Here is a 23919-nt window from a genome sequence, read left to right on the forward strand (position 1 = left end):
TGAGCGTCGCACGACCTGACACCCGGTCAGCCATGGGACGATTTCAATCATCGTCGCCCTGATCTTGTCATGTTCACCGGGTCCGGCGGGGCCATCGCGGATGACTTCGACCCGGTTTCCCTTGCGATAGACCACAAAGGTCCGACCATCGACGATTGTTTCATGCCGCGCGCCACCGAACATCATAGGCGCGGGCTGGGTGCCACAGGCGGCACAGAGAAAAAAGAGAATCACGAACCAATGCATGCCCTCATGCTGACCCGCAGATCGCTAAGAAGCGGTTAAATCTGAAGGTCAGACTTCTTTAACCGCCCATAGCGCAGACTGTGGGTATGCGTGATTCCCTTCCCCACCCCACGGCTTTGCCGCGCAGAAATGAAAGCGGCCCGCAAAAACTGCGGGCCGCGGGAAACCTGTCTGGGCGTTCAGCTATCCATTTTGAGCGCATTGATGAAGGCGCTCTGCGGGATTTCAACCTTCCCGAACTGGCGCATCTTCTTCTTGCCTTCCTTCTGCTTCTCCAGAAGCTTTTTCTTCCGCGTCGCATCACCACCATAGCATTTGGCGGTCACGTCCTTCCGCATGGCCGAAATCGTTTCGCGCGCAATCACGCGCCCACCGATGGCAGCCTGGATCGGGATCTTGAACATATGGCGCGGGATCAGCTCTTTCAGCTTCTCCACCATGACCCGCCCGCGGCTTTCGGCGCGGTCACGGTGCACCATGATCGCCAGCGCATCGACAGGCTCATCATTCACCAGGATCGACATTTTCACGAGGTTATCTTCGCGATACTCGCTCAGCTGGTAGTCAAAGCTCGCATAACCTTTGGTCACCGATTTGAGCCGGTCATAAAAGTCGAACACGACCTCCGCCAGCGGCAGGTCATATTCCACCATCGCACGGCTGCCCGCATAGGTCAGGTTCTGCTGGATCCCGCGGCGATCCTGGCAAAGCTTGAGGATATCGCCCAGATATTCGTCAGGCACCATGATCGTCGCCTTGATGCGCGGCTCTTCGATATGGTCGATATAGGTCAGGTCGGGCATGTCGGCGGGGTTGTGCAGGTCGCGCACCTCCCCATCCTTCATATGCAGCTTGAAGACCACCGAAGGCGCCGTGGTGATCAGATCAAGGTCATATTCCCGCTCCAGACGGTCGCGTACCACCTCAAGGTGCAGCAGACCGAGGAAGCCCATGCGGAACCCGAAGCCGAGCGCGGCCGAGGTTTCCATCTCATAGCTGAAGGACGCATCGTTGAGCGCAAGCTTTTCGATCGCATCCCGCAGCGCCTCAAAATCATTGGCGTCCACCGGGAACAGGCCGCAGAACACCACCGGCTGGGCAGGCTTGAAGCCAGGCAGCGGCGCATCGCAAGGTTTGCGCTCATGGGTGATCGTGTCACCGACGCGGGTATCACGCACCTGTTTGATCGAGGCTGTCAGAACGCCGATCTCGCCCGGCCCCAGCTCTGCAATATCCTGCATTTGCGGCTTGAGAACCGCAAGCTTGTCAATGCCATAGACCGCGCCGGTCTGCATCATCTTGACGCGATCCCCTTTGCGGATCACACCGTCGATCACGCGGATCATAACCACGACGCCCAGATAGCTGTCGTACCAGCTGTCGACCAGCATCGCCTTCAACGGCGCGTTGCGATCGCCCTTGGGGGCGGGCAGACGCTGAACGATTGCCTCAAGCACATCCGGGATGCCAAGGCCGGTTTTCGCCGATATCGGAATCGCATCCGAGGCATCGATCCCGATCACATCTTCGATGTTTTCCTTGACCCGGTCCGGGTCAGCGGCGGGCAGGTCGATCTTGTTGAGAACCGGCACAATGTCATGGCCGGCGTCAATGGCCTGATAGACGTTGGCCAGCGTCTGGGCCTCAACCCCTTGCGAGGCGTCCACCACAAGCAGCGACCCTTCAACCGCACGCATCGACCGCGAAACCTCGTAGGCGAAGTCGACGTGGCCGGGCGTATCGATCAGGTTGAGGATATACGTCTGGCCATCCTTGGCCGGATATTCAATCCGTACCGTGTTGGCCTTGATGGTGATGCCCCGCTCCCGCTCGATATCCATCGAGTCCAGCATCTGCGCCTTCATATCGCGCGCAGCCACCGTGCCCGTCATCTGGATCAGACGGTCGGCGAGGGTGGATTTGCCGTGGTCGATATGGGCCACGATGGAGAAGTTGCGGATACGGTCAAGCTGGGTCATTCGCGCGATATAGCCTGTCAGCACTGGCCCGGAAAGGGGGATCAGCGGCCTCCCCGCATCTCGGCATGCCACCGAGTCGCCCTGAGGCATGCAGGCGGACTGGAAACCCAGCGGCTGCGCCCGGATTTTATTGAGGCAGCACCCGGTCAAAGCCATGATACCCAGACCTGCGGGCCCCAAGTCTTGTGCCTGCTGAGCCCGACTCAGCTTTTCTTGGGTCCAGTAAAAGATTCACCGTCAAATCGCGTGCAGCTGCGGTGCGGCATTGCGAATTTTGACCCGAATCGTCATACTATTTGCCAGAAAATGACCCGTGGCGGAGGAAGACCCCGCCAACTGGCAAGAGGCAGAGCAATGCAGAAACCCACTCTCATCGTCGCGCTCGCGGCGTTGGCGCTTCCCCTTTTGGTGACTTCGGCTTCCGCCGGCCCCATTGAACGTGCCTGTCGACAGGCCGACGGTGGCAATGGTGCGGTCTGCGCCTGCATCCAGCAAGTTGCCGACATGACGCTGCGGGGCGCAGACCAACGTCGTGCGGCAAAGCTGATGAAAGACCCAGATCTGGCCCATGACGTCTGGGTGTCCAAGCGCGAGTCGGACGATGAATTCTGGGAACGTTACAAGGTCTTTGGCGACCAGGCTGGCGCCTATTGCGGGGGCTGACCGGCCACAGGCGATGCAACGCCTCTTGATTCTGACCGGGCCAGGCGTCAGCGCCGAAAGCGGCCTAGAGACGTTTCGCGACGAGTTTGGCCTTTGGACGCGTTATGACTTGGCCGAGGGCGCCCCGCAAAGGTTCGCGACCTCGGCCAAGGTGCTTGAGTTTTACAACGAAGGGCGCAGCAACCGTCGCAGCAGCGTTCCGGATTCAGCCCATTTTGCACTGCGTAGATGGGACGGAAATGGCAGGGCAACCTGCTGATCGCCAGACAGAATGTGGATGACCTGCATGAACGGGCTGCGCTTGACATGCATGCTGCCCTCGCATCCGCGCACTATGCCGCGTGCAGGGCGCGTTGGCAAAGGCCCGCGGTGACGGCGCCCGACGACAGATGCCCCGGTTGCTGCGCTGGACCGGTGCGCCCAGATATCGTCTGGTTCGACGAATCCTATTACCATCTGCAAGAAATCTGGGTGGCGCTTCGGGCCGCGGTTCTGATTGTGCCCACTGGGGCATCTGAAACGGTTTTCCCGGTAGCGGCCTTCACGCAGAAAGCCGCGCGCTTTGGCGTAGCCTGCTTCGAGCGGAACGCCGAGGCCAGCGCAGTGGCCTCGGGCTTTCACGGGATTCGCCTTGGCCCGGCTAGCTAGATCGTGCCCGCTTGGGTCAACGAAAGGTTAGCCGCGGCCCCGAACGGGTCAGTTTGAGGCGCCGTGCGCAGCGTGGCCGTGGCCCATCTTGGCGCCCTGCTGCATCATGCCACCTTCGTCGCGGGTCAGATCGACCGGGACATCAAGGGTGATGGACCCTGCATTTTGGAACGTCAGGGTCAGTTTGAAACTGTCACCCTGCGCCAGCGGCCCAGTCAGCCCCATCAGCATCACATGATCGCCGCCGCGCGCCAGCGCATGCTGGCCCTGCGCCGGAATGACAAACCCTTCGGGCACATGCACCATCTGCATTACCCCGGCTGCGTCTTCCGTGTGGGTATGCAGCTCGACCTTGGCCGCCACCTCTGACGTGGCGGCAATGAGGCGGTCATCCGCATCAGCAGCGTTTTCAATGATCATGAAGGCCGCGCCAGATTTGGCAGATGGCCCAGAGACGCGGGCATAAGCGTCAGAGATTTTGATGCCTTCAGCAAAGGCAGGAAGCGCCGCACAGAGCAGAGTTGCGGTGAGGGCAGATTTCAGAAACATCAGTCTTGTCCTTGATCAGATTGGAAATTCAGCTCGGATCAGGACAGCAGGGGCGGCCCCCGCGCCAAGGCGGGCGGACGGGGAAGGAAGGCCGAGAGAGGCAACGGGGCGCCAAATTCGGCATAAGTCAGCGTCATGGGGCGGGTGGGCACCGGCGCCACTGTCAGCACCGCAAGACCTGCAGGCACGCAGTCGGGGCAAAGGTGCCGGGGCCCCACCGGCTCGCCATCGGCGTTCAGCGTGATGGTGGCCAGATCATGTCCGGTACAGATCACAAGCGTCTGCACTGGTCGGGCCTGCCCCCGCGCGACCGCCATGCCGACGCTGCCCACCACAAGGGTCAGGGCCAGCAGAACCCCCATGACGGGATGCAGAATGGAAGTTGGGACACGCATTCGAAAAGCTTAGGCGGAATGCGCCACCGGCGCCAGTGCGGCATCCTGTCCAGAAAAGCAAAAGCCCCGCCAAAGGCGGGGCCAAGCTGGTGCATCACCGGCAGAAATCAGGCGACAGCCTGCGCCTTGGCGATGTCTTTCTTGATCTTCAGGGCCTTGGCCGACAGCTCATCGTCTTTCGACTTGGCAAGGAAGGCATCCAGACCGCCGCGGTGATCAACGGTGCGCAGAGCAGCCGCCGAAACGCGCAGTTTGAACGATTGGCCCAGAACGTCCGACATCAGGGTGACGTCGTTCAGGTTCGGCAGGAAGCGCCGTTTGGTCTTGTTGTTTGCGTGGCTGATGTTGTTGCCAACCATCGGGCCTTTACCGCTCAGTTCGCAGACGCGCGACATCTTCGAGTTCCTTGTCTTTCGGACCTTTGCCAGCAGATGGCGGCGGCCCGGAGTAACACCCATGGAGCCCGCAAAGAGAGCAGGCACCGAATTCCATCGCAGCCGTGTAGGGGCAAACGGGCCTTAGGTCAAGCGATTCACCCTGCCCTGCCCTGGTTTTTTCCAACCCCAGCAAAGGAATTTCCGGCTCGACCATCTCTAGCATGGGCCGGCTGCGGGCGCATCCCCCGATCAGCGCCCCAGCAGGGCCAAAAGCTCGGCCGCGGCCTCGTCGGGGGTGCGACGTCCCTGCCCCACGGCCTCGCCCAACTGGCCCATCAGCCCGCGCAGCGGATCGCGCGCCAACGAGGCCAGCAGCCCCTGCCGCACCTCTTCCTCAAACCAGTGGCGGGCCTGGGCCGCGCGGCGGCTATCCCAATGCCCCTCGGCGCGGCGCCATTCGGCAAGCGTCGTGATCTCGGACCAGACCTGCGCCAGGCCGGCTTCCTCCAGCGCAGAGACGGTCATCGCCTTGGGGAAGCCCTCGGGGTCTTGCGGGCGGTGACGCAGCAGGCGCAGGGCGCCCGCGTAATCGGCCTGGGTCCGCAGTGCGGCGGGTTTCAGATCACCATCGGCCTTGTTCACCAGAATCAGGTCGGCCATCTCCATGATGCCGCGCTTGACCCCTTGCAGTTCATCCCCGCCCGCGGGTGCAAGCAGCAGCAGGAACAGGTCGCACATCTCGGCCACCATGGTTTCCGATTGCCCGACGCCGACGGTTTCGATCAGCACCACGTCATAGCCCGCAGCCTCACACAGGGTGACGGCCTCGCGCGTGCGGCGGGCCACGCCGCCCAGATGGGTCTGGCTGGGTGACGGGCGGATGAAGGCCAGCGGGTCGCGGGACAGCCGCTCCATCCGGGTCTTGTCGCCCAGAATCGACCCCCCCGAGCGGGCCGAGGACGGATCGACCGCCAGCACCGCCACCCGCAGCCCCTGCGCGGTCAGGAAACAGCCGAAGCTTTCGATGAAGGTGGATTTCCCCACCCCCGGCGTACCCGAAAGGCCGATCCGGAGCGCCTGCCGCCCGCCCTTGGCCACCGCGGCCACCAGCGCGCGGGCCTGGGTGCGATGATCTTCGCGCGCGCTTTCCACAAGCGTGATTGCGCGTGCAAGCGCGCGGCGATCCCCCGCAATCACGGATTGTGCAAGAGTTGAAACATCCATGGCTGGTCTCCGGCCCTCTGCTTGCGCGGCCCCGACGTCATCGGCGCGAAGGGGCCGATGCGGGAACCTTCGGGCTGTAATGCCTGTTTGCGTCTGTATATTCCAGTGAAAGCAGCGGGGCGCCATGTCGCGCCATCGGTGCAGACAAACAGACGGAGTGAGGCAGTGGCAAACTGGCTGAAACGCGTAGGACTGGCAGCGGGCATCTCGGCCGCGCTGGCCGGGATGGTCCGTGCAGAAGAGGCGCAGTTCGATCTGGTGCTGCGCGGCATCACTGCCGGGAGCCTCAGCTGGAGCGGCGCGGGAGACCCCGGCGGCGACTATGCGGTGCGCGGGGTGCTCAAGACCTCGGGCTTTGCGGCGCTGCTCAAGAAGGTGCGTTACGACGCCACCGCCAAGGGGCGCATCGCGGCAGATGGCACCTATAGCGCCACGCGCTATGCCGAGGATGCCGACACCGGCAAGCGCCAGTCGCAGTCGGTCATGATCTGGGAACAGGGCGTGCCACGCATCGAAAGCTACAAGCCCGAACGCAAGGCCAAGCCCTGGGATGTGGACCCCACCAGCCAGAAGGGCACTGTCGATCCGCTGACGGCCATGTATGCCGTGCTGCGGGACGTGGCGCCGGGCAAGGAATGCAACCGCGACCTTGCCATGTTCGACGGGCGGAGGTCGTCAAAGCTTTTGCTCGGGGCGCCAAAGGCAGAGGGCAGCCAGGTGGTTTGCGCCGGGGAATACCGCCGCGTGGCTGGTTTTTCGCCCGACGACATGGCCGAAAAGACCAGCTTCCCCTTCACATTGACCTATGCCCCGGGGGCTGATGGCAAGATGAGGGTGGTTGAGGTCGCGATGGATACGCTTTACGGCAAGGCGCGTCTGGTAAGGGAATGACCATGGATTACAGCAAATCGGGTTCCGTCGCCGGGGCCAAGAAGGCGCCCAAGCGCCATCAGGAACTCAATCAGAAGGGCGGCGCCAAAAACCCCTTCGGATCGAAGGATGACAAAGCGGCCCTGCTGGCGCGCATGAAGGCGGCAGCCGAGGCCAAGAAGCAGGACTGAACGAAAAGCCCGGGCCTGCGCCCGGGCTTTGCCTTCTCACGCGCGGATGATCATTTACGGGTGATGCGCCCATCGGTGCCCGGGGTATAGGGGCTGTTCTTGGCGAGATATTCGGCCAGAACATCTGCCAGATCGGGGCCGAAGTCATAGGCATCCTTCGCATCGACGAACATCTTGAACCCGTCGCCGCCGCCCCGGACATAATTGTTGGAGACCACCAGATAATCCTTCTGCGGGTCAATCGGGGCCCAGCCTTCGCCAACCCGCACCTCGACATCCGACACGCGGGCGCCCGCAGGTGCGGCAGGATCGAAACTATATTTCAGACCGGCAACCTGCGCAAAACGACCCGCGCCTTCCTCGATCTGGCTGACCCCGTTTTCCAACGCGGCGACAAGCGCCGATCCCGGGACGGTAAAGGTGGCCAGAGTGTTCTGGAATGGCAGCACCGTCAGCACCTCGCCCATGCTGACCGGGCCTGCATCGATCGAGGCGCGCAGCCCCCCGCCGTTGGTGAGCGCGATGGTCACACCCTGTTCCTTGACACGGTCCAGCATCGCCTCGGCCACCAGATTGCCCATCTGGCATTCCATCGCCCGGCAGCTTTCGCGCGTGCCGTCGATGACGGCCGAGGTTTCGGCAACCACTTTGGCCTTCAGCGCCGCAATCGGCCCGGCGAGCGTCGCGACCTTGGCCTCAAGCGCCGGGTCCGGGGCAACCGTGTGGTCCAGCAGGAGGGTATCGCCCTTGGCCTCGATCAACTGCCCCGCATCATCGAAGGTCAGCTCCAGATGGCCAAGGTATTTCGAATACGCATAGGCCTGCACCACCGGGACGCGCGCGCCCTGCCCCTCGACCCAGGTGGGATAGGGACCATCGGCCTCGGGGTCGGTGGCGGAAAGATAGGTGTGGCTATGCCCGCCCACGACCGCATCGATCCCCGGGACTGCCGCCGCGATCTCTTGGTCGCGCTTGTAGCCGACGTGGGTCAGGGCAATGATCTTGGTGACGCCGGCCGCCTCAAGTTCGGCCACATCGGCCTTCAGACTGTCGATGTCATCCTTGAAAATGATGGTTGGGCCGGGGCTCGCGGTTTCGGGGGTATCGGTTGCCAGCGCCGAAACGATGCCAATCTTTTCGCCGCCCGCCTCAAGGATGGCATGACGCTGCACACGCCCTTTCAGAAGCGGGTTCTGGCTGACATCAATATTGCCCGACAGGATGGGAAAGCCCACGGCGCCAAGAAAGGTCGCCACACCTTCGGGGCCATTGTCGAATTCGTGGTTGCCGATCGCCATGGCATCATAGCCGATGGCGGCCATGAATTCCGCCTCGGCCAAACCTTTGTAGGTGGTGAACATCAGGCTGCCCTGGGATTGGTCGCCCGCGTCCAGCACCACGACATTGCCCCCGGCGTCACGGATCTGCCCGCGCAGCGTGGCAATCTTGGCGGCAAGGCGGGCGACACCGCCGAAACAGGCGTTTTCGGCAGCCTCTTCCGGGGTACAGGTGCTATCGAACTTGTTGATCGGTTCAATCCGGCTGTGAAAGTCATTGGTATGAAGGACATGCAAGGTGTAATCCGCCTGCGCGGCCCCGGCCCACAGGGCCAGCGGAACCGCCGTCAGAAGAAGCGTGGCACGCATTCCGAAAACTCCCCTTAAAGTTGATGATGGCAGCCTGGGCGCCATTCCCGCGCAAGTCAAAGCCGGATGCGACACAGCCTTGCCGCCTTCCGTAACGGCACCATGACCCTGCGCAATTTTCCGCCAAGGCCCAGCAGCCATTGACCGGACGGCCGTCCCGGTGCATGGAAGCGCCATGCTGATCTACAAGATCTTCCGCCGCCCCGAATGGGATGCCTTCCGCGCCGCGGGTGAAACCGCCGGGGCGCCCGTCGATCTGGCGGATGGGTTCATCCATTTCTCGACCTCGGCCCAGGTGGCGGAAACCGCCGCCAAATGGTTCAGCACGGAAAGCGACCTTGTGCTGGTTGCCGTGCGGGTGGAACCGCTGGGCGCGGACTTGAAATGGGAACCCTCGCGCGGGGGGGCCTTGTTCCCCCATCTCTACCGCCGCCTGCGTCTTGGCGATGTTGTCTGGGACAAGTCGCTACCGCTGGGCGTTTCCGGACACATTTTCCCCGAGGGCGTGATTTGAGCCTGACCGAATCCCTTGGCCTTGCGGCCCTGCACCGCTGCGATCCGGAACGGGCGCATTCGCTTTCGCTGCTCGCGCTGCGCGCGGGCCTTGTCCCGCTGCCGGGGGTTGTGACCTCGGCCCGGCTGGAAACCGATCTGGCCGGGATGGTCCTGCCCAATCCGGTGGGGCTGGCTGCAGGCTATGACAAGAACGCCGTCGCGCTGACGCCGCTGATGCGCTCGGGTTTCGGGTTCCTTGAGGTGGGCGCAGCGACGCCGCGCCCGCAGCCCGGCAATGCCAAGCCGCGCCTCTTCCGCCTGACCGAGGATCGCGCCGCGATCAACCGTTTCGGGTTCAACAATGATGGCGCCTGCGCGATTTCGGCACGCCTTGCCCTGCGGCCCAAGGGGCCGGTGCCGGTGGGTCTGAACCTTGGCGCCAACAAGGATTCCGCCGACCGTTCCGCCGATTTCGGCGAGGTTCTGGCGACCTGCGGGCCGCATATTGATTTTGCCACCGTCAATGTCAGCTCGCCCAATACCGAAAAGCTGCGCGATCTGCAGGGGCGGGCCGCGCTGGCCGCGCTTTTGGCGCGGGTGATGGATGTGCGGGCAGAACTGGCCCGTCCGGTGCCGGTCTTCCTCAAGATCGCGCCAGATCTGTCGGCGGCGGACCTTGAGGATGTCGCGCAGGTGGCGCTGGATTCCGGCATCTCGGGGATTATCGCCACGAACACCACGCTTTCGCGCGAAGGTTTGAAATCTGCACATAAAGGCGAAATGGGCGGGCTTTCTGGCGCACCATTGTTCGAAAAATCCACGCGCGTTCTGGCGCAGCTTTCGGCACTGACCGAAGGGCGACTGCCCCTGATCGGGGTGGGCGGCATATCCACGCCCGAACAGGCCTGGCAAAAGATCCGCGCCGGGGCGACTGCGGTGCAGATCTATACCGCGATGGTTTATGAGGGCATCTCGCTTGCCGCCCGCGTCGCGCGGGGCCTTGAGGCGATCGCGCAACGCGAAGGTTTTGCCCGCGTCACAGACGCCACCGGCACCGGTCGCGCCGACTGGCTCTGACCGCTCAGGCGTGACCCGCGGCCGAAGACAGGACCAGCGGGTCAATTCCCATCGACCGCAGCGCAGCGCCCCATTTGCCCCCATCATCGGGGGCAAAAACCAGACCCGCAGGGGGCTGCGCGGTCAACCAGTCATTCCGGGCGATTTCATCCTCAAGCTGGCCCGGCCCCCAACCAGCGTATCCCAGCGCCAACAACGCTTCGCATGGCCCGCGCCCCTGTGCCAGGTCCTGCAGGATATCCAGCGTCGCGGTCATGCCATAAATGCCAGCCACATCCAGGGTGCCGCCATTGCTTGCATAATCCGGCGAATGCAGCACGAAGCCGCGGCCCCGTTCGACGGGCCCCCCCAGATGCACGCGAATATCCCGCCCGGCCAGACCGCGCGGAATATCGAGATGGTCGAGCAGGGCCGAAAAGTCGAGATCGGGCGCAGGTTTGTTGATGATCAGGCCCATCGCCCCTTCCGGGCTATGGGCGCAGATCAGGATGACAGTTCTTTCAAACCGTGGATCGCCCATGCCAGGCATGGAGATCAGGATCGAGCCACTAAGGTCCATAGGCGGCCTCCCTTCTCCTTCAGATATGGCGTGGCAGGGCGGCCACCTCAAGGCTTACCTCCGCATGGCTTCGCTGGATTGTGATTTCGGATTCGCGCCATGCTGCCTATGTTCGCGTCATGATGCGTTATGTCCTGTCCCTGATCTGCCTGTCCTCGCCGCTTGCCGCCCAGCCGGTCACGCAGGACGATGTCCTGCGCGCCGAACTTCGCCCCGGCTGGCGCAGCGAAAGCGGTCAGCAATTCGCCGCGCTGCATCTGCAACTCGCCCCCCATTGGAAGACCTATTGGCGCGCGCCCGGCGATGCCGGGGTGGCGCCGATCTTCGATTGGTCGGGGTCGGAAAATGTCGGCGCGGTGCAGATCCATTGGCCCCGGCCAGAGGTCTTTGATTTTCAGGGGATGCAGACCATCGGTTATCGTGGCGACGTGGTCTTGCCGGTTGAAATCACGCCGAAGGATCCGCAGCGCCCGGTGCGCTTGCAGGCGGGGGTTGAACTGGGGGTGTGCAACGACATCTGCATGCCCGCAGCGCTGTCTCTGGCCGGGCTCTTGCCCATGACCGGGGCGCCGGACGGGATGATTTCAGATGCCATGGCGGCCGTGCCTGCAGATGCGGCGCGGGCCGGCCTGACGCAGGTGGGGTGCCGGGTCGAAGACATTCAGGATGGGTTGCGCGTGACTGCCCGGCTGGCGATTCCGCCCGCGCCGGGCCATGAAACCGTGGTGATGGAAACGGATGGCCCGGTCTGGGTGTCGGATTCGGCCGTTTCGCGTGAAGGGTCTGACCTGATCGCCATGGCCGATTTCGTGCCGCAACCGGGCCAAGCCTTCACCTTTGATCCGGCGCGGCTGCGGCTGACGATCCTGTCGCCGGGTCAGGCGCTGGAAGTCACGGGCTGCCCGATCAACTGATCGGCAATCCGCCGGGCGAGCCTTTGGGCGACCGCCTCCTTCGCCATACGCGGCCAATGTTCGGCACCGCGCTCGGAAATCAGCACCACGGCATTTTCGCTACCGCCCATGATGCCGGTTTCGGGGCTGACATCATTCGCAACGATCCAGTCACAGCCCTTGCGGGCGCGTTTGGCGGTGGCATGATCCACGACCTTTTCGGTCTCGGCGGCAAAGCCCACAACAAGACCGGGCCGCCCCGGACCCATGCGCGAAACTGTCGCCAGAATATCGGGGTTTTCCGCAAATTCCAGCGCGGGGGCCTGCCCGCTGCCATCCTTCTTCATCTTCTGCCCCGCCGCATTGGCCACCCGCCAATCCGCCACCGCGGCGGCAAACACGGCGGCATCGGCGGGCAAGGCGGCCTCAACCGCAGCCAGCATCTCGCGCGCGGTTTCGACCCGACGCAGGTCGACGCCCGCGGGCGGGGGAACGGTGGCCGGCCCGGTGACAAAGGTCACCCGCGCGCCCAGATCCCGCAGCGCGGCGGCAATCGCCGTGCCCTGCGCGCCGGAGCTGCGGTTGGCGATATAGCGAACCGGGTCAATGGGTTCATGCGTCGGGCCCGAGGTCACCAGGACATGCCGCCCCTGCAGAGGACCTGCCGTCAAAGCGGCCTCGATGGCGGCGACGATCTCCATCGGTTCGGCCATGCGGCCGGGGCCGTATTCCCCGCAGGCCATATCCCCTTCGTTGGGGCCGACACAGCGCACCCCATCGGCAAGGAGCTGACGCAGGTTCCGTTGGGTTGCGGGGTGCTGCCACATCCGTACATTCATGGCAGGCGCGATCAGCACGGGCGTATCGGTGGCCAGCAGCAGCGTCGAGGCCAGATCATCCGCCCGCCCCTGCGCCATCTTCGCCATCAGATCGGCAGTTGCGGGGGCCACCACGATCAGATCGGCCACGCGCGACAGCTGGATATGGCCCATTTCAGCCTCGGCCGTCAGGTCGAAAAGGTCGGAATGCACCGTCTCACCCGCAAGGGCCGAAACCGACAGGGGGGTTACGAATTCAGTGGCGGCGCGAGTCATCACCGGCGTGATTGCGGCGCCGCGTTCCCGCAGGCGCCGGATCAGCTCAAGCGTCTTGTAGGCGGCAATGCCACCCCCGATCATCACAAGAAGCCGCTTTCCTGCCAGCATCGCCCGCCCTCCCGCTTTTGTCTTGGTGTAGGGGGCGCGGGACGGAAACTCAACCACCCGCTCAGGCGGCGGGATTTACAGGAAATTGACGATCTCGGGGGCGCCGGTCTCGAGCTTGCGCCGCAGCTTGGCAAAAGCCGCGGCTTCAAGCTGCCGCACGCGCTCCTTCGACAGGCCCAATTCGGCACCGAGGCTCTCCAGCGTCCGCCCCTCGGCCTTCAGCTTGCGCTCGGCCACGATATAGCGTTCGCGCGCACTCAGGCTTCCCAGTGCCTCTGCCAGCCAGCCGCGCAGGGCGGCGCCGTCATGGCTGGCGGCGATCTGTTCATCCGCCTGCGGGCCGTCATCTTCCAGAAGCTCGATCCACTCGCGCCCCTCTTCATCGCTGCCCTGCGCGGCGTTCAGCGACAAGTCCGACCCGCTGAGCCGCCCCTCCATCATCTGCACATCCGCAAGCGGCACTCCAAGGTCCGAGGCGATGCGCGCGTGCAGCTGATGGGTATCCAGCACCTCGCCCGCATCGGCAGCGGCCCGTTCCAGCTGGGCCTGTACCCGGCGCATGTTGAAAAACAGCGATTTCTGGCTGGAAGTCGATCCCGTCCGCACCAGCGACCAGTTCCGCATCACATAGTCTTGGATACTCGCCTTGATCCACCAGACCGCATAGGTCGAAAAACGCACGCCGCGGTCCGGGTCAAACTTGTCGGCGGCCTTCATCAGGCCCAGGCTTGCCTCTTGGATCAAATCATTCATCGGCGCGCCATAGCGGCGGAACTTGGCGGCCATTGAAATTGCCAGCCGCATATAGGCATGGATCAGGCGGTGAAGGGCCGCCTCATCCCGCTGGTCACGCCAGGCGCGGGCGAGGCGGGCCTCGGTCTCCGGGTCCAGCAGTTCGGCCTTCATCGCTTGGCGCGACATGCGATGGTCGCTATATCCGTCGAGAGCCATGAGATCCCCCGTGTTCGGTGTATCTTGCGGAAGTTTGAACTGGATACGGGGCAGAAACGTGGTCGGATCACCGGATAAACAAGTATTTCTGCCGAAGGTTTCCATGGTGATCGGCGGGGCGCGATCCGGGAAGTCACGTTTTGCCGAGCAGATGGTGACCGCGACGGGCCGCCCGCGCGTCTATATCGCCACGGCCGAGGCCTGGGATGACGAGATGCGCCAACGCATTGCCACCCATCGCGAAGATCGCGGCCCCGATTGGCAGACCATTGAGGCCCCGCATGATCTTGCCGGTGCGCTGGCGCAGGTTCCGGCGGGGGCGGTGGTTCTGGTCGATTGTGCGACGCTGTGGCTCACCAACCGGATGCTGGCCGAGGCGGATCTGGCTGCGGAAACCGCCACGCTGATCGCCACGCTTGAGGCCTGCCCCGCCCCGGTGGTGGTGGTGACCAATGAACTCGGCTGGTCCATCGTGCCGGAAAACGCGCTGGCACGGCGGTTCCGCGACGCGCAGGGGCGGCTCAATCAGGCGCTGGCGGCAGCGTCAGGTCTGGCGGTGGCGGTGATCGCGGGCCTGCCCGTGACGCTGAAGGGAGAGCGGCCATGAAGCGCCTCTGGCTGGTGCGCCACGGGCCGACCCACGCGCGCGAGATGATCGGCTGGACGGACCGCGCGGCCGATCTGTCGGACCTTGGCGCCCTGTCGCGGCTGGGGGCGCTGCTGCCGCACAATGTGCCGGTCATCTCCTCCGACCTGATCCGCGCGGTCGCCACGGCTGACGCGCTGCAAGGCACCCGCCCGCGCCTGCCCCATGACCCGCGTCTGCGCGAAATCCATTTCGGCGCCTGGGATGGCCTGACCCACGCCGAGGCCGATGCCCGCGACGCAGCCCTGCTGCGCGCCTTTTGGGAAGATGCAGGCGATGTGGCCGCCCCCGAGGGCGAAAGCTGGAACGCCATGGCCGCCCGCGTTCATGCGGGGCTGGATGCCCTGCCCGATCAGGCGATTGTCGTCTGTCATTTCGGGCCGATCCTTGCCGCCCTGCAACGGGCCCGCGGCTGTTCGGTGCAGGTGATCTTCGGCCAGAAAATTGATCCGCTTTCGCTCAGCGAAGTGCAATTCGACGGCAGCTGGCAGATCGGGCGGGTCAATCACATTTCGTGATGGATCGCCCAACAGATCACCATTTGGCAGCCCGTCCGACCTGCATTAGCGTGCCGGAAAAGGAGATTGCCATGACCTATGATCTTGTGATCGGAGATCGCGCCTATTCCAGCTGGTCGCTGCGCGGCTGGCTGCTTTTCGATGCCTTCGGGATTCCGGTAAATCTGCATCAGGCGCGGCTTTATACTGATGAATTACCCAATATGCTCAAGGACTTCTTCCCCGCGCGTACCGCCCCGGCCCTGCGCCTGCCCGAGGGGCTGGCCATCGGGGAAAGCCTTGCCATCGCCGAAGAGCTCGCCTCGCGCCACCCGGACGCCGGACTTTGGCCGACCGATCCCAAGGCGCGGGCCGTGGCGCGGATGCTGGCCTCCGAGATGCACGCGGGCTTTGTCGCCCTGCGGAGCCATTGCCCTATGAACCTGCGCGTCAGCTATCAGGATTGCGCGCCCCCGCCCGAGGTTCTGGCCGATCTCGCCCGGCTTGAAACGCTCTGGGCCTGGGCACGGGCAGAAGTGGGCGGCACCTGGCTGGCCGGGTCCTATTCGGTTGCGGATGTGTTCTTCGCCCCTGTCGCCACGCGGATTGCCACCTACAACCTGCCCGTCGGCCCCGCCGCGCAGGCCTATGTCGATCAGCATCTGGCGCATCCTTCCTTCCGCCGCTGGCGCGCCATGGGCCTGGTCGATGGCGCGGATCAGCCGTTCTACTGGCGTGATTACGCCCGCCGCGACTGGCCCGGCTCCCGCCCTCTGCCCGCCCGTGCCGTTGAAGGGACCGAGGCGGAAAATGCCGCCTGCCCCTATTCCGGCAAACCCGTGACGCATGTCCTTGAACTGGACGGGCGGCGCTTTGGGTTCTGCAACGCCTTCTGCCGCGACAAAACGGTTGCCGACCCGGAAGCCTGGCCCGCCTTCATGGCCATTTACCAATCGTAAAGCTTTCCCCGCTACCCCGTTCATAAGGGTTAACGGGGTGGCGGATCATGGTCGCGCGCAGTTTTACGGTCGCATTCGAAGGGATCGAGGCCCGGCTGGTCGAGGTGCAATGCGCCCTCGCCCCCGGCCTGCCCGGTTTTTCCGTGGTGGGCCTGCCAGACAAAGCAGTGTCCGAGGCGAAAGAGCGTGTACGCGCCGCCCTTGGCGCCATGTCGATCGCGCTGCCGTCGAAACGGATCACGGTTAACCTCGCCCCCGCTGATCTGCCGAAAGAGGGGTCGCATTTCGACCTGCCCATCGCCATGGCGCTGCTGGCCGCGCTGGACATCCTCCCGAGGGATGAAGTCGAGGGGCTGGTCTCACTGGGGGAACTATCGCTCGACGGGCGCATCCTGCCTGTGACGGGGGCGCTGCCTGCAGCCATGGCCGCCGCCGAGGCCGACCGCGCCTTGCTCTGCCCCCAGGCTTGCGGGGCCGAGGCCGCCTGGGTCGGTGCGACACAGGTTCTCGCGGCCGGATCGCTCGATCAGGTGGTGCGCCATTTCACCGGCCAATCCCCGATCCACCCCGCCGAAGCCGGTGAGGTCGCAGCCCGGCGCCATCTGCCCGACCTCGCCGAGGTGAAGGGACAAGAACGCGCCAAGCGGGCGCTTGAGATTGCCGCCGCCGGGCGCCACCATCTGTTGCTTGTCGGCACACCGGGATCGGGAAAATCCATGCTGGCCGCCCGCCTGCCCGGCCTTTTGCCTCCGCTTTCGCCCAGCGAGGCGCTGGAAACCTCAATGGTTCAATCGATTGCGGGCCTTCTCTCAGAAGGTGGGGTTTCACGGGAACGTCCTTTTCGGGCGCCGCATCACACGGCCTCGATGGCCGCGATTGTGGGGGGCGGGCGCGGGGCAAAGCCGGGGGAAATCTCGTTGGCCCATAACGGGGTTCTGTTTCTGGATGAACTGCCCGAGTTCGCACGGACCGTTCTTGAAACGCTGCGCCAGCCCATTGAAACCGGCGATGTGATGGTTGCACGGGCCAATGCCCATGTGCGCTATCCCTGCCGATTCTTGCTCGTGGCAGCCGCGAACCCCTGCCGCTGCGGCTATCTCAGCGATCCCGGACGGGCTTGCAGCCGCGCACCGGGCTGCGGGTCGGACTACCTCGGGCGAATTTCGGGGCCGCTGATGGATCGCTTCGACCTCAGGGTTGATGTGCCGCCTGTGGCCTTCCACGACCTCGACCTGCCATCTGGCGGCGAAAGCTCGGCCACTGTGGCCGCGCGGGTCGCTGCGGCGCGGGCGCTTCAGGACCAACGCTTTGCCAAGACGCCGGGGGTGCGCGTGAACGCCGATGCCGATGGCCACGTGCTGGAGGAGATCGCCGCCCCAGATGCCGAAGGGCGCGCCCTGCTGACCCGCGTGGCAGAACGTTTTGGCCTGTCCGCACGGGCCTATCACCGAATCCTGCGCGTGGCCCGTACGATTGCCGATCTGGCGGGGTCGCCCGACGTGCGGACGCCCCATATCGCCGAGGCCGTCAGCTACCGGCTTGCGATCAACGAGCGCGTTTTGCCTCGATGACCTCCCAAATGCGGGCGGCGGTGTTGATGCCGTCGAACCGCTCCAGCTCTTGAATGCCGGTGGGCGAGGTCACGTTGATCTCGGTCAGCCAATCGCCGATCACGTCGATCCCAACGAAAACCTGGCCCTTTTCGCGCAGAACGGGGCCAATGATGCTGCAGATCTCAAGATCCCGGGGGGTCAGACCCACCTGCTCGGGGCGACCGCCGACATGCATGTTCGACCGTGTCTCACCAGCCTGCGGCACCCGGTTGATTGCCCCGACAGGCTCTCCATCCACCAGGATCACCCGCTTGTCCCCCTGCGCGACGGCCGGCAGGAATTTCTGCACGATCATCGGCTCACGGCTCATCGACGTGAAAAGCTCATGCAGAGAGGCGAGGTTGCGGTCGTTCGGATCCAACCGGAACACACCGGCCCCGCCGTTGCCATAGAGCGGCTTGAGGATGATGTCGCCGTGCCGCGCTTTGAAATCGCGGATCGTCTGAAGATCGCGGGCAATGGCGGTCGGCGGAGTCAACTGCGGGAAATTCAGCACCAAGAGCTTTTCGGGACTGTTTCGCACCCAGAACGGATCATTCACCACCAGAGTTCCAGGGTGGATCATCTCAAGCAGATGGGTCGTAGTGATATAGCCCATGTCGAAGGGCGGGTCCTGGCGCAGCCAAACCACATCGAATTCGCCCAGATCAACCTCGGCTTCCGGCCCATAGGTGACATGATTGCCGACTTCGCGGCGCAGCTCGATCGGGAAGCCCCGTGCGATGACGCGGCCTTCGACGAAGGCCAGCTTGTCGGGTGTGTAGTAAAACAGCTCATGCCCCCGCGCCTGCGCTTCAAGCGCAATGCGGAACGTGCTGTCGGCGTTGATATTGACCGACCCGATCGGGTCCATCTGGAAGGCAACTTTGAGGCGCATCGGATTTCCCTTCTGCTTTCGCCTTTTTGTGTGCCTCAGCCCAGACCGGGATGCAATCAGGCGGCAAAGGCGTTTTCAAGAATCTCGATCCGCCCGACCTGATCGACCAGCGCCACATCGAAGCGGGCCGGGGTCAGCTGGCCCTTGGGTTCGCGGGCCAGATATTCCGAGGCGGCAGCATAAATCCGCGCCATCTGCCGGGGGCACAGGTGTTCTGCTGCCCGGGCATGGGTGCTGCTTTTCTTGACCTCAATGAACACGACGGCGTCACCATCGCGCGCCACAAGATCAATCTCGCCGGACTGTCCGCGCCAGCGGCGGGCCAGGATCGGTCGCCCCGCCCGCTCGTAAAGCCGTTCCACCGACCCTTCCGCAGCTACCCCGGCGTGAAACGCCGTCCGCCCCTGATCTTGCCGCATCATTCCCCCGAAAGTTTCAACGCCCTCTGATAGACATCCCGCCGTGGCAGCCCCAAAGCCTCGGAAACCAGCGCCGCAGCATCCTTGACCCGGTGCTGGGTCAGGGCCTGCCGCAGAGCCGTATCGACATCCCCTTCGGATGCGACGCGCGTCGGCGCCCGCCCGAAAAGCACCACGATTTCCCCCTTCACGTCGCGATCCTCAAAGGCGGCGCGGACTTCGGCCAAAGTCCCGCGCACGCTTTCCTCGAATCGCTTGGTCAGTTCGCGGCAGACCACGACCGGCCTGTCTTCCTCCAGATATTGGCCCAATTCCCCTAACAATTTCTGAAGACGTTTGGGGCTTTCATACAGGATCACGGTCGCATCACTGGCGGCGGCAGTTTCCAGAAAGCTCTGCCGTGACCCGCCCGAAGCGGGGGGGAAGCCCGCAAAAAGGAATCGGTCGCTGGGCAGGCCCGAAACGGTCAGCGCCGCCAGCACGGCCGATGGCCCCGGCGCGGCGAGCACGGTCTGGCCCGCGGCAATCGCGTCCCGGCCAAGTTGATAGCCGGGGTCTGACACCAGCGGCGTTCCGGCCTCGGAGGCATAGGCGACTGACTTCCCCTCGGCCATCATGGCGAGGAGCCGCACGCCCGCGCTTTCGCCGTTATGGTCGTGATAGGGGACCAGCGGTCGCCCCCCGACGGGGATTCCGTGGATTTCCATCAAATGCCGCAGGGTACGGGTGTCTTCCGCGGCCAGCACATCGGCGCTGGCGAGAATGTCCAGTGCGCGCAAGGTGATATCGCGCGCGGCCCCGATCGGGGTGGCAACGAAATAGAGCCCCGGGGCGAGTCGCGTCAGGGTTGGCTTCGTTTCGCTCATCGCGCGAGGGGTCCTTCCTCCAAAGTTTACTTCCCCCCCGGCGGCGGCTATCGTCAAGATCGTCTGACCAGCCGCCGAGAGTGAGGAAGTCCGCATGTTCTCTGTTTTCGCAAAGGCCCGCAAGTCGCTGGCCCGCGCTGCCGTTGCCCTGTCCGCCGCGACGCTGGCCGCCTGTGTGCCTGCCGGGGGACCGACGGGCGGAGGCGGACCCAAGATCGATCCCAACGCCCCGGTGCAGGTGGCGCTTCTGGTACCGTCGGGGTCCGGGCAGGCCAGTGACGAGCTGCTCGCGCGTAGCCTGCAGAATGCGGCGCGGCTGGCGATTTCCGATCTGGGCGGCGCGCGCATTGACCTGCGGGTCTATCCGACGGCCGGTCAGCCTGCACAGGCACAGGCGCAGGCCGTGAAGGCGGTCGATGAAGGGGCGAAGATCATTCTCGGCCCGGTTTATGCGCAAGAGGCCAATGCCGCAGGCGTGGCGGTCGCGGGTCGGGGGGTCAGCGTGCTGTCTTTCTCGAACAATACCGACATCGCGGGTGGCAATGTCTTTGTGCTGGGTCCGACCTTTCAGAACACGGCCGAGCGTCTGAGCCGCTATGCCGTCCGGTCAGGCAAGGGTCGCATCCTTGTTGTCGCCGACCGCAATATCGCAGGTGAGGCCGGCAAGGTTGCCATCCAGCGCGGCGTGGCCAGCGCGGGTGGGCAGGTTGTGGGCGTCGAATCCTACGAATTTTCGCAAAACGGCATCGTGCAGGCCGCGCCGGCCATCGCCAATACGGCGCGCACGGCCAATGCACAGGCGGTGTTCCTGACTGCCGATACCGCCGGGGCGCTGCCGCTGATCACGCAGATGCTCCGTGATCAGGGGATCGTGCCGCCCAGCACGGCCTTCATCGGCCTGACGCGCTGGGACATCCCGGCGGCGACACTGTCGATTCCGGGCGTGCAGGGCGGGTGGTTCGCGATGCCGGACCCGGCTTTGTTCAACCAGTTCCAGAACCGCTATCAGGCGGCTTACGGCGAACCGCCGCTGCCGATTTCGGGGCTGGCCTATGACGGCATTGCCGCGATCGGCGCGCTGATGCAGCGGGGCGGCAATGGTGCCCTGTCCACCACGGCGCTGACCCAGGGGTCGGGCTTTGTGGGCGTGAACGGCATTTTCCGCCTGCGCCCCGATGGGACCAATGAACGCGGGCTTGCGGTGGCGGCCGTTCAGAACAATCAGGTCACGATCCTTGACCCCGCGCCGCGCAGCTTTGCCGGCCCTGGGTTCTGAGGCAGGATCCACGCATCTTGCACCGCGCTGCCATTTCCAATCAGGACATGCTCCTGCCGGGGGTCGAGATCATCGACCCCCGCGCGCTTTTCGCCACCATCTCGGCCGAGATCGCGGCCGAACCCGATGCCCGAAATGGCCGCGCCCTGGCCGTGCGGCATCTGGCGCAGGCCAAGACGGCCGCCAATGCCGCCCTTGCCGCTGCCTTTTCCTTGCGGCCGCTTGAGGCGCGCGCCCTGACCCGGGCGCAAAGCTATCTGACCGACGGGCTGGTCACCGTGACCTTCGATCTGGCGCGGCAGATCTTTCATCCGCTGCCCACCCCGACCGAGGCCGAGCGTCTGGCCGTGCTGGCCGTGGGGGGCTATGGCCGCGCCGAGATGGCGCCCTTTTCCGATGTCGATCTGCTGTTCCTGACGCCTTGGAAAATCACCCCCTGGGCGGAAAGCGTGATCGAGACGATGCTTTACATCCTGTGGGATCTGAAGCTGAAGGTCGGCCACAGTTCCCGCACGGTGCGCGATTGCGTTCGGCTGGGGCGCGAGGACATCACCATCCGCACCGCCCTGCTGGAATCGCGCATGATCGCGGGGGACCATTTTCTGGTGCGCGAGCTGGATGACACCCTCTGGGCCGAGCTGTTCCGCAACTCGGGCCCCGAATTCATCGATGCCAAGCTGAAGGAACGGGCCGAGCGGCACAAACGGCAGGGCGGCCAGCGCTATGTGCTGGAACCCAATGTGAAAGAGGGCAAGGGGGGCCTGCGCGACCTACAGACGCTCTACTGGATCGGCAAATACCTCAACCGGGTATCCGATCCGGCCGGGCTGGTGTCTGCGGGGCTTTTCACGCAAGAGGAATTCGCCACCTTCAACCGGGCGGAAAACTTCCTCTGGGCGGTGCGCTGCCACCTGCATTACATCTGCAAACGCGCGATGGATCAGCTGACCTTCGACCTGCAGGTCGAGGTTGCAGCCCGCATGGGATATCACGACAGCGGCGGGCGCCGCGCGGTCGAGGTCTTCATGCAGGATTACTTCCGCCATGCCACCCGGGTGGGCGAGCTGACGCGCGTCTTCCTGACCCAGCTCGAGGCACGCCATGCCAAGCCCGAGGCCAATCTGATCGGCATGTTCCGCCGCCGCAAGAAGGTGCATCCCGGGCTCAAGGCGGTGCAGGGGCGGATCGATGCGGCCGACCCGAAGAAATTTCTCAATGACAAGCTGAACATGCTGCGCGTCTTTGAAGAGGCGCTGCGGACCGGCTATCTGATCCATCCCAATGTGATGCGGATCATCGCGGCCAACCTGCACCTGATCGACGACGAGCTGCGCGAAAACCCCGAGGCGCTGCGGATCTTCCTTGATCTGCTGCTGAAACACGGCAACCCCGAACGGGCGCTGCGCCGCATGAACGAGCTGGGGGTGCTGGGCGCCTTCATCCCGGAATTCGAACCCATCGTGGCGATGATGCAGTTCAACGTCTACCACCACTACACGGTGGACGAACACATCATCCAATGCATCTCGACGCTGGCGCAGATCGAACGGGGCGAGCTGGTCGAGGAGCTGCCGCTCTGTTCCTCGATCCTGAAGGACGGGCATGTCAACCGACGGGTGCTTTATGTGGCGTTGCTGCTGCATGACATCGGCAAGGGCCGCCCCGAAGATCATTCGATCCTTGGCGCCCAGATCGCACGCCGCGTGGCCCCCCGTCTTGGCCTGAATGATGAAGAATGTGAGACGGTCGAATGGCTGGTGCGCTATCACCTGCTGATGTCCGACATGGCGCAAAAGCGCGACATCGGCGATCCGCGCACGGTGCGCGACTTTGCCAAGGCGGTGCGGACGCGCAAGCGGCTGGATCTGCTGACGGTGCTGACGGTCTGCGACATCCGCGGCGTCGGGCCGAACACCTGGAACAACTGGAAGGCCGTGCTGATCCGTCAGCTCTATCAGCACACCGCCGAGGCGCTGGAAGGCGGGCTGGAGAACGTCAACCGCGAACGGCGCGAGAATGAGGCCAAGCGCCACCTGCGCGAGGCCCTGTCGGATTGGGAGGCCAAGGACCTGCGGGTCGAACTGGGCCGCCATTACCCGCCCTATTGGCAGGGTCTGATGACCGAAACGCAGGCGACCTTCGCGCGCATGTTGCGTGGCCTGCCGGAAAACGAGATCCGCATCGACCTGCACCCCGATCCCGCCCGCGATGCCACGCGCGCCTGTTTCGCGCTGGCCGACCATCCGGGCATCTTCTCGCGTCTGGCGGGGGCGCTGGCGCTGGTCGGGGCCAATGTGGTGGACGCGCGGACCTATACGTCGAAAGACGGCTATGCGACCGCGGTCTTCTGGATTCAGGACAGCGACGGCCACCCCTATGAGGTCGCCCGCCTGCCCCGCCTGTCGCAGATGATCGACAAGACGCTCAAGGGCGAGGTGCGCCCGCGTCAGGCACTGGCCGACCGCGACAAGGTGAAAAAGCGCGAACGCGAATTCCGCTTCCCCACCCATATCACCTTCGACAACGAAGGGTCCGAGATCTACACGATCATCGAGGTCGATACGCGCGACCGGCCGGGGTTGCTCTACGATCTGACGCGCACGCTGGCGGCGAACAATATCTACATCGCCTCGGCCGTGATCGCGACCTTCGGGGCACAGGTGGTGGATGCCTTCTATGTGAAGGACATGTTCGGCTTGAAGCTGCACCAGAAACATCGGCAGGAAGCGCTCGAAAAGAAGCTGCGCCAGGCAATTGCCGAGGGCGCGGAACGGGCGCAGGCCTGACCGCGTCCGGCA

26 protein-coding genes are annotated in these 23919 nt (G+C 64.3%); 14 read left to right on the forward strand and 12 right to left on the reverse strand.

Translation table 11 applies throughout. From position 1 onward, the window contains the following. Positions 1–425 precede the first annotated feature (425 nt). Positions 426–2225, reverse strand: coding sequence for a translation elongation factor 4 (lepA, locus tag IE101_RS17605; RefSeq protein ID WP_189635163.1), 1800 nt, complete (start codon positions 2223–2225; stop codon positions 426–428). Positions 2226–2579: 354 nt separating this feature from the next. On the opposite strand from lepA, the gene IE101_RS17610 reads away from it, so the two are divergent. The 3 genes from IE101_RS17610 to IE101_RS17620 are packed head-to-tail and all read left to right on the forward strand — an operon-like array spanning position 2580 to position 3536. Continuing rightward, positions 2580–2888: a hypothetical protein gene (locus IE101_RS17610; RefSeq protein WP_189635164.1), complete on the forward strand. Its 309-nt coding sequence runs from the start codon at positions 2580–2582 to the stop codon at positions 2886–2888. Between the two features lie 13 nt (positions 2889–2901). Then, positions 2902–3147, forward strand: coding sequence for a Sir2 family NAD-dependent protein deacetylase (locus IE101_RS20085; RefSeq protein WP_189635165.1), 246 nt, complete (start codon positions 2902–2904; stop codon positions 3145–3147). A gap of 47 nt (positions 3148–3194) precedes the next feature. Further along, complete coding sequence (locus IE101_RS17620) at positions 3195–3536, forward strand: SIR2 family protein (protein ID WP_373296135.1); 342 nt, start codon at positions 3195–3197, stop codon at positions 3534–3536. 48 nt (positions 3537–3584) lie between these two features. Here the strand turns inward: IE101_RS17620 and IE101_RS17625 are convergent, their stop codons facing one another. The 4 genes from IE101_RS17625 to meaB all read right to left on the reverse strand — a co-directional run bounded on the left by IE101_RS17625 (position 3585) and on the right by meaB (position 6081). After that, positions 3585–4085: a copper chaperone PCu(A)C gene (locus tag IE101_RS17625; protein ID WP_189635167.1), complete on the reverse strand. Its 501-nt coding sequence runs from the start codon at positions 4083–4085 to the stop codon at positions 3585–3587. Positions 4086–4123: 38 nt separating this feature from the next. Further along, positions 4124–4480, reverse strand: a complete 357-nt coding sequence (locus IE101_RS17630) for a hypothetical protein (protein ID WP_189635168.1) — start codon at positions 4478–4480, stop codon at positions 4124–4126. A gap of 107 nt (positions 4481–4587) precedes the next feature. Then, the gene (rpmB, locus tag IE101_RS17635) at positions 4588–4875 is read right to left on the reverse strand and encodes a 50S ribosomal protein L28 (RefSeq protein WP_189635169.1); all 288 of its coding nucleotides are present in this window, start codon (positions 4873–4875) and stop codon (positions 4588–4590) included. Between the two features lie 231 nt (positions 4876–5106). Then, positions 5107–6081, reverse strand: coding sequence for a methylmalonyl Co-A mutase-associated GTPase MeaB (gene meaB / locus IE101_RS17640; RefSeq protein WP_189635170.1), 975 nt, complete (start codon positions 6079–6081; stop codon positions 5107–5109). A 165-nt stretch (positions 6082–6246) separates the two neighbouring features. Here meaB and IE101_RS17645 point away from each other — a divergent pair, with 165 nt between their 5' ends. Both IE101_RS17645 and IE101_RS17650 read left to right on the forward strand, forming a co-directional pair. Next, positions 6247–6972 carry a DUF3108 domain-containing protein gene (locus tag IE101_RS17645; protein ID WP_229804285.1) on the forward strand — a complete coding sequence of 242 codons (726 nt, stop codon included), beginning with the start codon at positions 6247–6249 and terminating at the stop codon, positions 6970–6972. A 2-nt stretch (positions 6973–6974) separates the two neighbouring features. Next, positions 6975–7142, forward strand: a complete 168-nt coding sequence (locus tag IE101_RS17650) for a hypothetical protein (RefSeq protein ID WP_189635172.1) — start codon at positions 6975–6977, stop codon at positions 7140–7142. Positions 7143–7192: 50 nt separating this feature from the next. On the opposite strand, the gene IE101_RS17655 is transcribed toward IE101_RS17650, so the two are convergent. Continuing rightward, entirely contained in the window at positions 7193–8788 is a 1596-nt protein-coding gene (locus tag IE101_RS17655) for a bifunctional metallophosphatase/5'-nucleotidase (protein ID WP_189635173.1), read from the reverse strand. Positions 8789–8963: 175 nt separating this feature from the next. On the opposite strand from IE101_RS17655, the gene IE101_RS17660 reads away from it, so the two are divergent. Together IE101_RS17660 and IE101_RS17665 are read left to right on the forward strand one after the other, a co-directional pair. Then, the gene (locus IE101_RS17660; protein WP_189635174.1) at positions 8964–9302 is read left to right on the forward strand and encodes a DUF952 domain-containing protein; all 339 of its coding nucleotides are present in this window, start codon (positions 8964–8966) and stop codon (positions 9300–9302) included. Beyond that, complete coding sequence (locus IE101_RS17665) at positions 9299–10360, forward strand: quinone-dependent dihydroorotate dehydrogenase (protein ID WP_189635175.1); 1062 nt, start codon at positions 9299–9301, stop codon at positions 10358–10360. The genes IE101_RS17660 and IE101_RS17665 overlap by 4 nt, the downstream gene beginning before the upstream one ends. A gap of 4 nt (positions 10361–10364) precedes the next feature. On the opposite strand, the gene IE101_RS17670 is transcribed toward IE101_RS17665, so the two are convergent. After that, complete coding sequence (locus tag IE101_RS17670) at positions 10365–10919, reverse strand: YqgE/AlgH family protein (RefSeq protein WP_189635176.1); 555 nt, start codon at positions 10917–10919, stop codon at positions 10365–10367. A gap of 119 nt (positions 10920–11038) precedes the next feature. Between IE101_RS17670 and IE101_RS17675 the strand changes: the two genes are divergently transcribed. Then, positions 11039–11833, forward strand: coding sequence for a protein-disulfide reductase DsbD domain-containing protein (locus IE101_RS17675; protein WP_189635177.1), 795 nt, complete (start codon positions 11039–11041; stop codon positions 11831–11833). On the opposite strand, the gene coaBC is transcribed toward IE101_RS17675, so the two are convergent. Together coaBC and IE101_RS17685 are read right to left on the reverse strand one after the other, a co-directional pair. After that, complete coding sequence (gene coaBC, locus IE101_RS17680) at positions 11797–13017, reverse strand: bifunctional phosphopantothenoylcysteine decarboxylase/phosphopantothenate--cysteine ligase CoaBC (RefSeq protein ID WP_189635178.1); 1221 nt, start codon at positions 13015–13017, stop codon at positions 11797–11799. The two genes, IE101_RS17675 and coaBC, sit on opposite strands and share 37 nt — an antisense overlap. Before the next feature lie 75 nt (positions 13018–13092). Next, positions 13093–13968: an RNA polymerase factor sigma-32 gene (locus IE101_RS17685; protein WP_189635179.1), complete on the reverse strand. Its 876-nt coding sequence runs from the start codon at positions 13966–13968 to the stop codon at positions 13093–13095. A gap of 103 nt (positions 13969–14071) precedes the next feature. On the opposite strand from IE101_RS17685, the gene cobU reads away from it, so the two are divergent. From cobU to IE101_RS17705, 4 genes are all read left to right on the forward strand, one after another. Beyond that, positions 14072–14575: a bifunctional adenosylcobinamide kinase/adenosylcobinamide-phosphate guanylyltransferase gene (gene cobU / locus IE101_RS17690; protein WP_229804286.1), complete on the forward strand. Its 504-nt coding sequence runs from the start codon at positions 14072–14074 to the stop codon at positions 14573–14575. Next, positions 14572–15132, forward strand: a complete 561-nt coding sequence (locus tag IE101_RS17695) for a histidine phosphatase family protein (protein ID WP_189635181.1) — start codon at positions 14572–14574, stop codon at positions 15130–15132. Before cobU ends, IE101_RS17695 begins: the two co-directional genes overlap by 4 nt. A 71-nt stretch (positions 15133–15203) precedes the next feature. Further along, entirely contained in the window at positions 15204–16070 is an 867-nt protein-coding gene (locus IE101_RS17700) for a glutathione S-transferase (RefSeq protein ID WP_189635182.1), read from the forward strand. A gap of 47 nt (positions 16071–16117) precedes the next feature. After that, positions 16118–17641, forward strand: a complete 1524-nt coding sequence (locus IE101_RS17705; protein ID WP_189635183.1) for a YifB family Mg chelatase-like AAA ATPase — start codon at positions 16118–16120, stop codon at positions 17639–17641. On the opposite strand, the gene gshB is transcribed toward IE101_RS17705, so the two are convergent. From gshB to rsmI, 3 genes are read right to left on the reverse strand one after another with little or no spacing between them, the layout of a single operon-like run. Beyond that, a complete protein-coding gene (gshB, locus tag IE101_RS17710) occupies positions 17616–18560 on the reverse strand; it encodes a glutathione synthase (protein WP_189635184.1) in 945 nt (314 codons plus the stop codon). The two genes, IE101_RS17705 and gshB, sit on opposite strands and share 26 nt — an antisense overlap. A 56-nt stretch (positions 18561–18616) precedes the next feature. Continuing rightward, positions 18617–18979, reverse strand: a complete 363-nt coding sequence (locus IE101_RS17715) for a YraN family protein (RefSeq protein WP_189635185.1) — start codon at positions 18977–18979, stop codon at positions 18617–18619. Continuing rightward, complete coding sequence (gene rsmI / locus IE101_RS17720; protein WP_373296136.1) at positions 18979–19902, reverse strand: 16S rRNA (cytidine(1402)-2'-O)-methyltransferase; 924 nt, start codon at positions 19900–19902, stop codon at positions 18979–18981. The genes IE101_RS17715 and rsmI overlap by 1 nt, the downstream gene beginning before the upstream one ends. Positions 19903–19939: 37 nt before the next feature. Between rsmI and IE101_RS17725 the strand changes: the two genes are divergently transcribed. Further along, positions 19940–21121 (forward strand): penicillin-binding protein activator, encoded by a 1182-nt coding sequence (locus IE101_RS17725; protein WP_189635187.1) that lies wholly within the window; start codon positions 19940–19942, stop codon positions 21119–21121. A 47-nt stretch (positions 21122–21168) separates the two neighbouring features. Next, positions 21169–23907: a [protein-PII] uridylyltransferase gene (locus IE101_RS17730; protein ID WP_189635235.1), complete on the forward strand. Its 2739-nt coding sequence runs from the start codon at positions 21169–21171 to the stop codon at positions 23905–23907. Positions 23908–23919 lie beyond the last annotated feature (12 nt).

Source organism: Gemmobacter lanyuensis, from assembly GCF_014652355.1.
Taxonomy (GTDB): domain Bacteria; phylum Pseudomonadota; class Alphaproteobacteria; order Rhodobacterales; family Rhodobacteraceae; genus Gemmobacter; species Gemmobacter lanyuensis.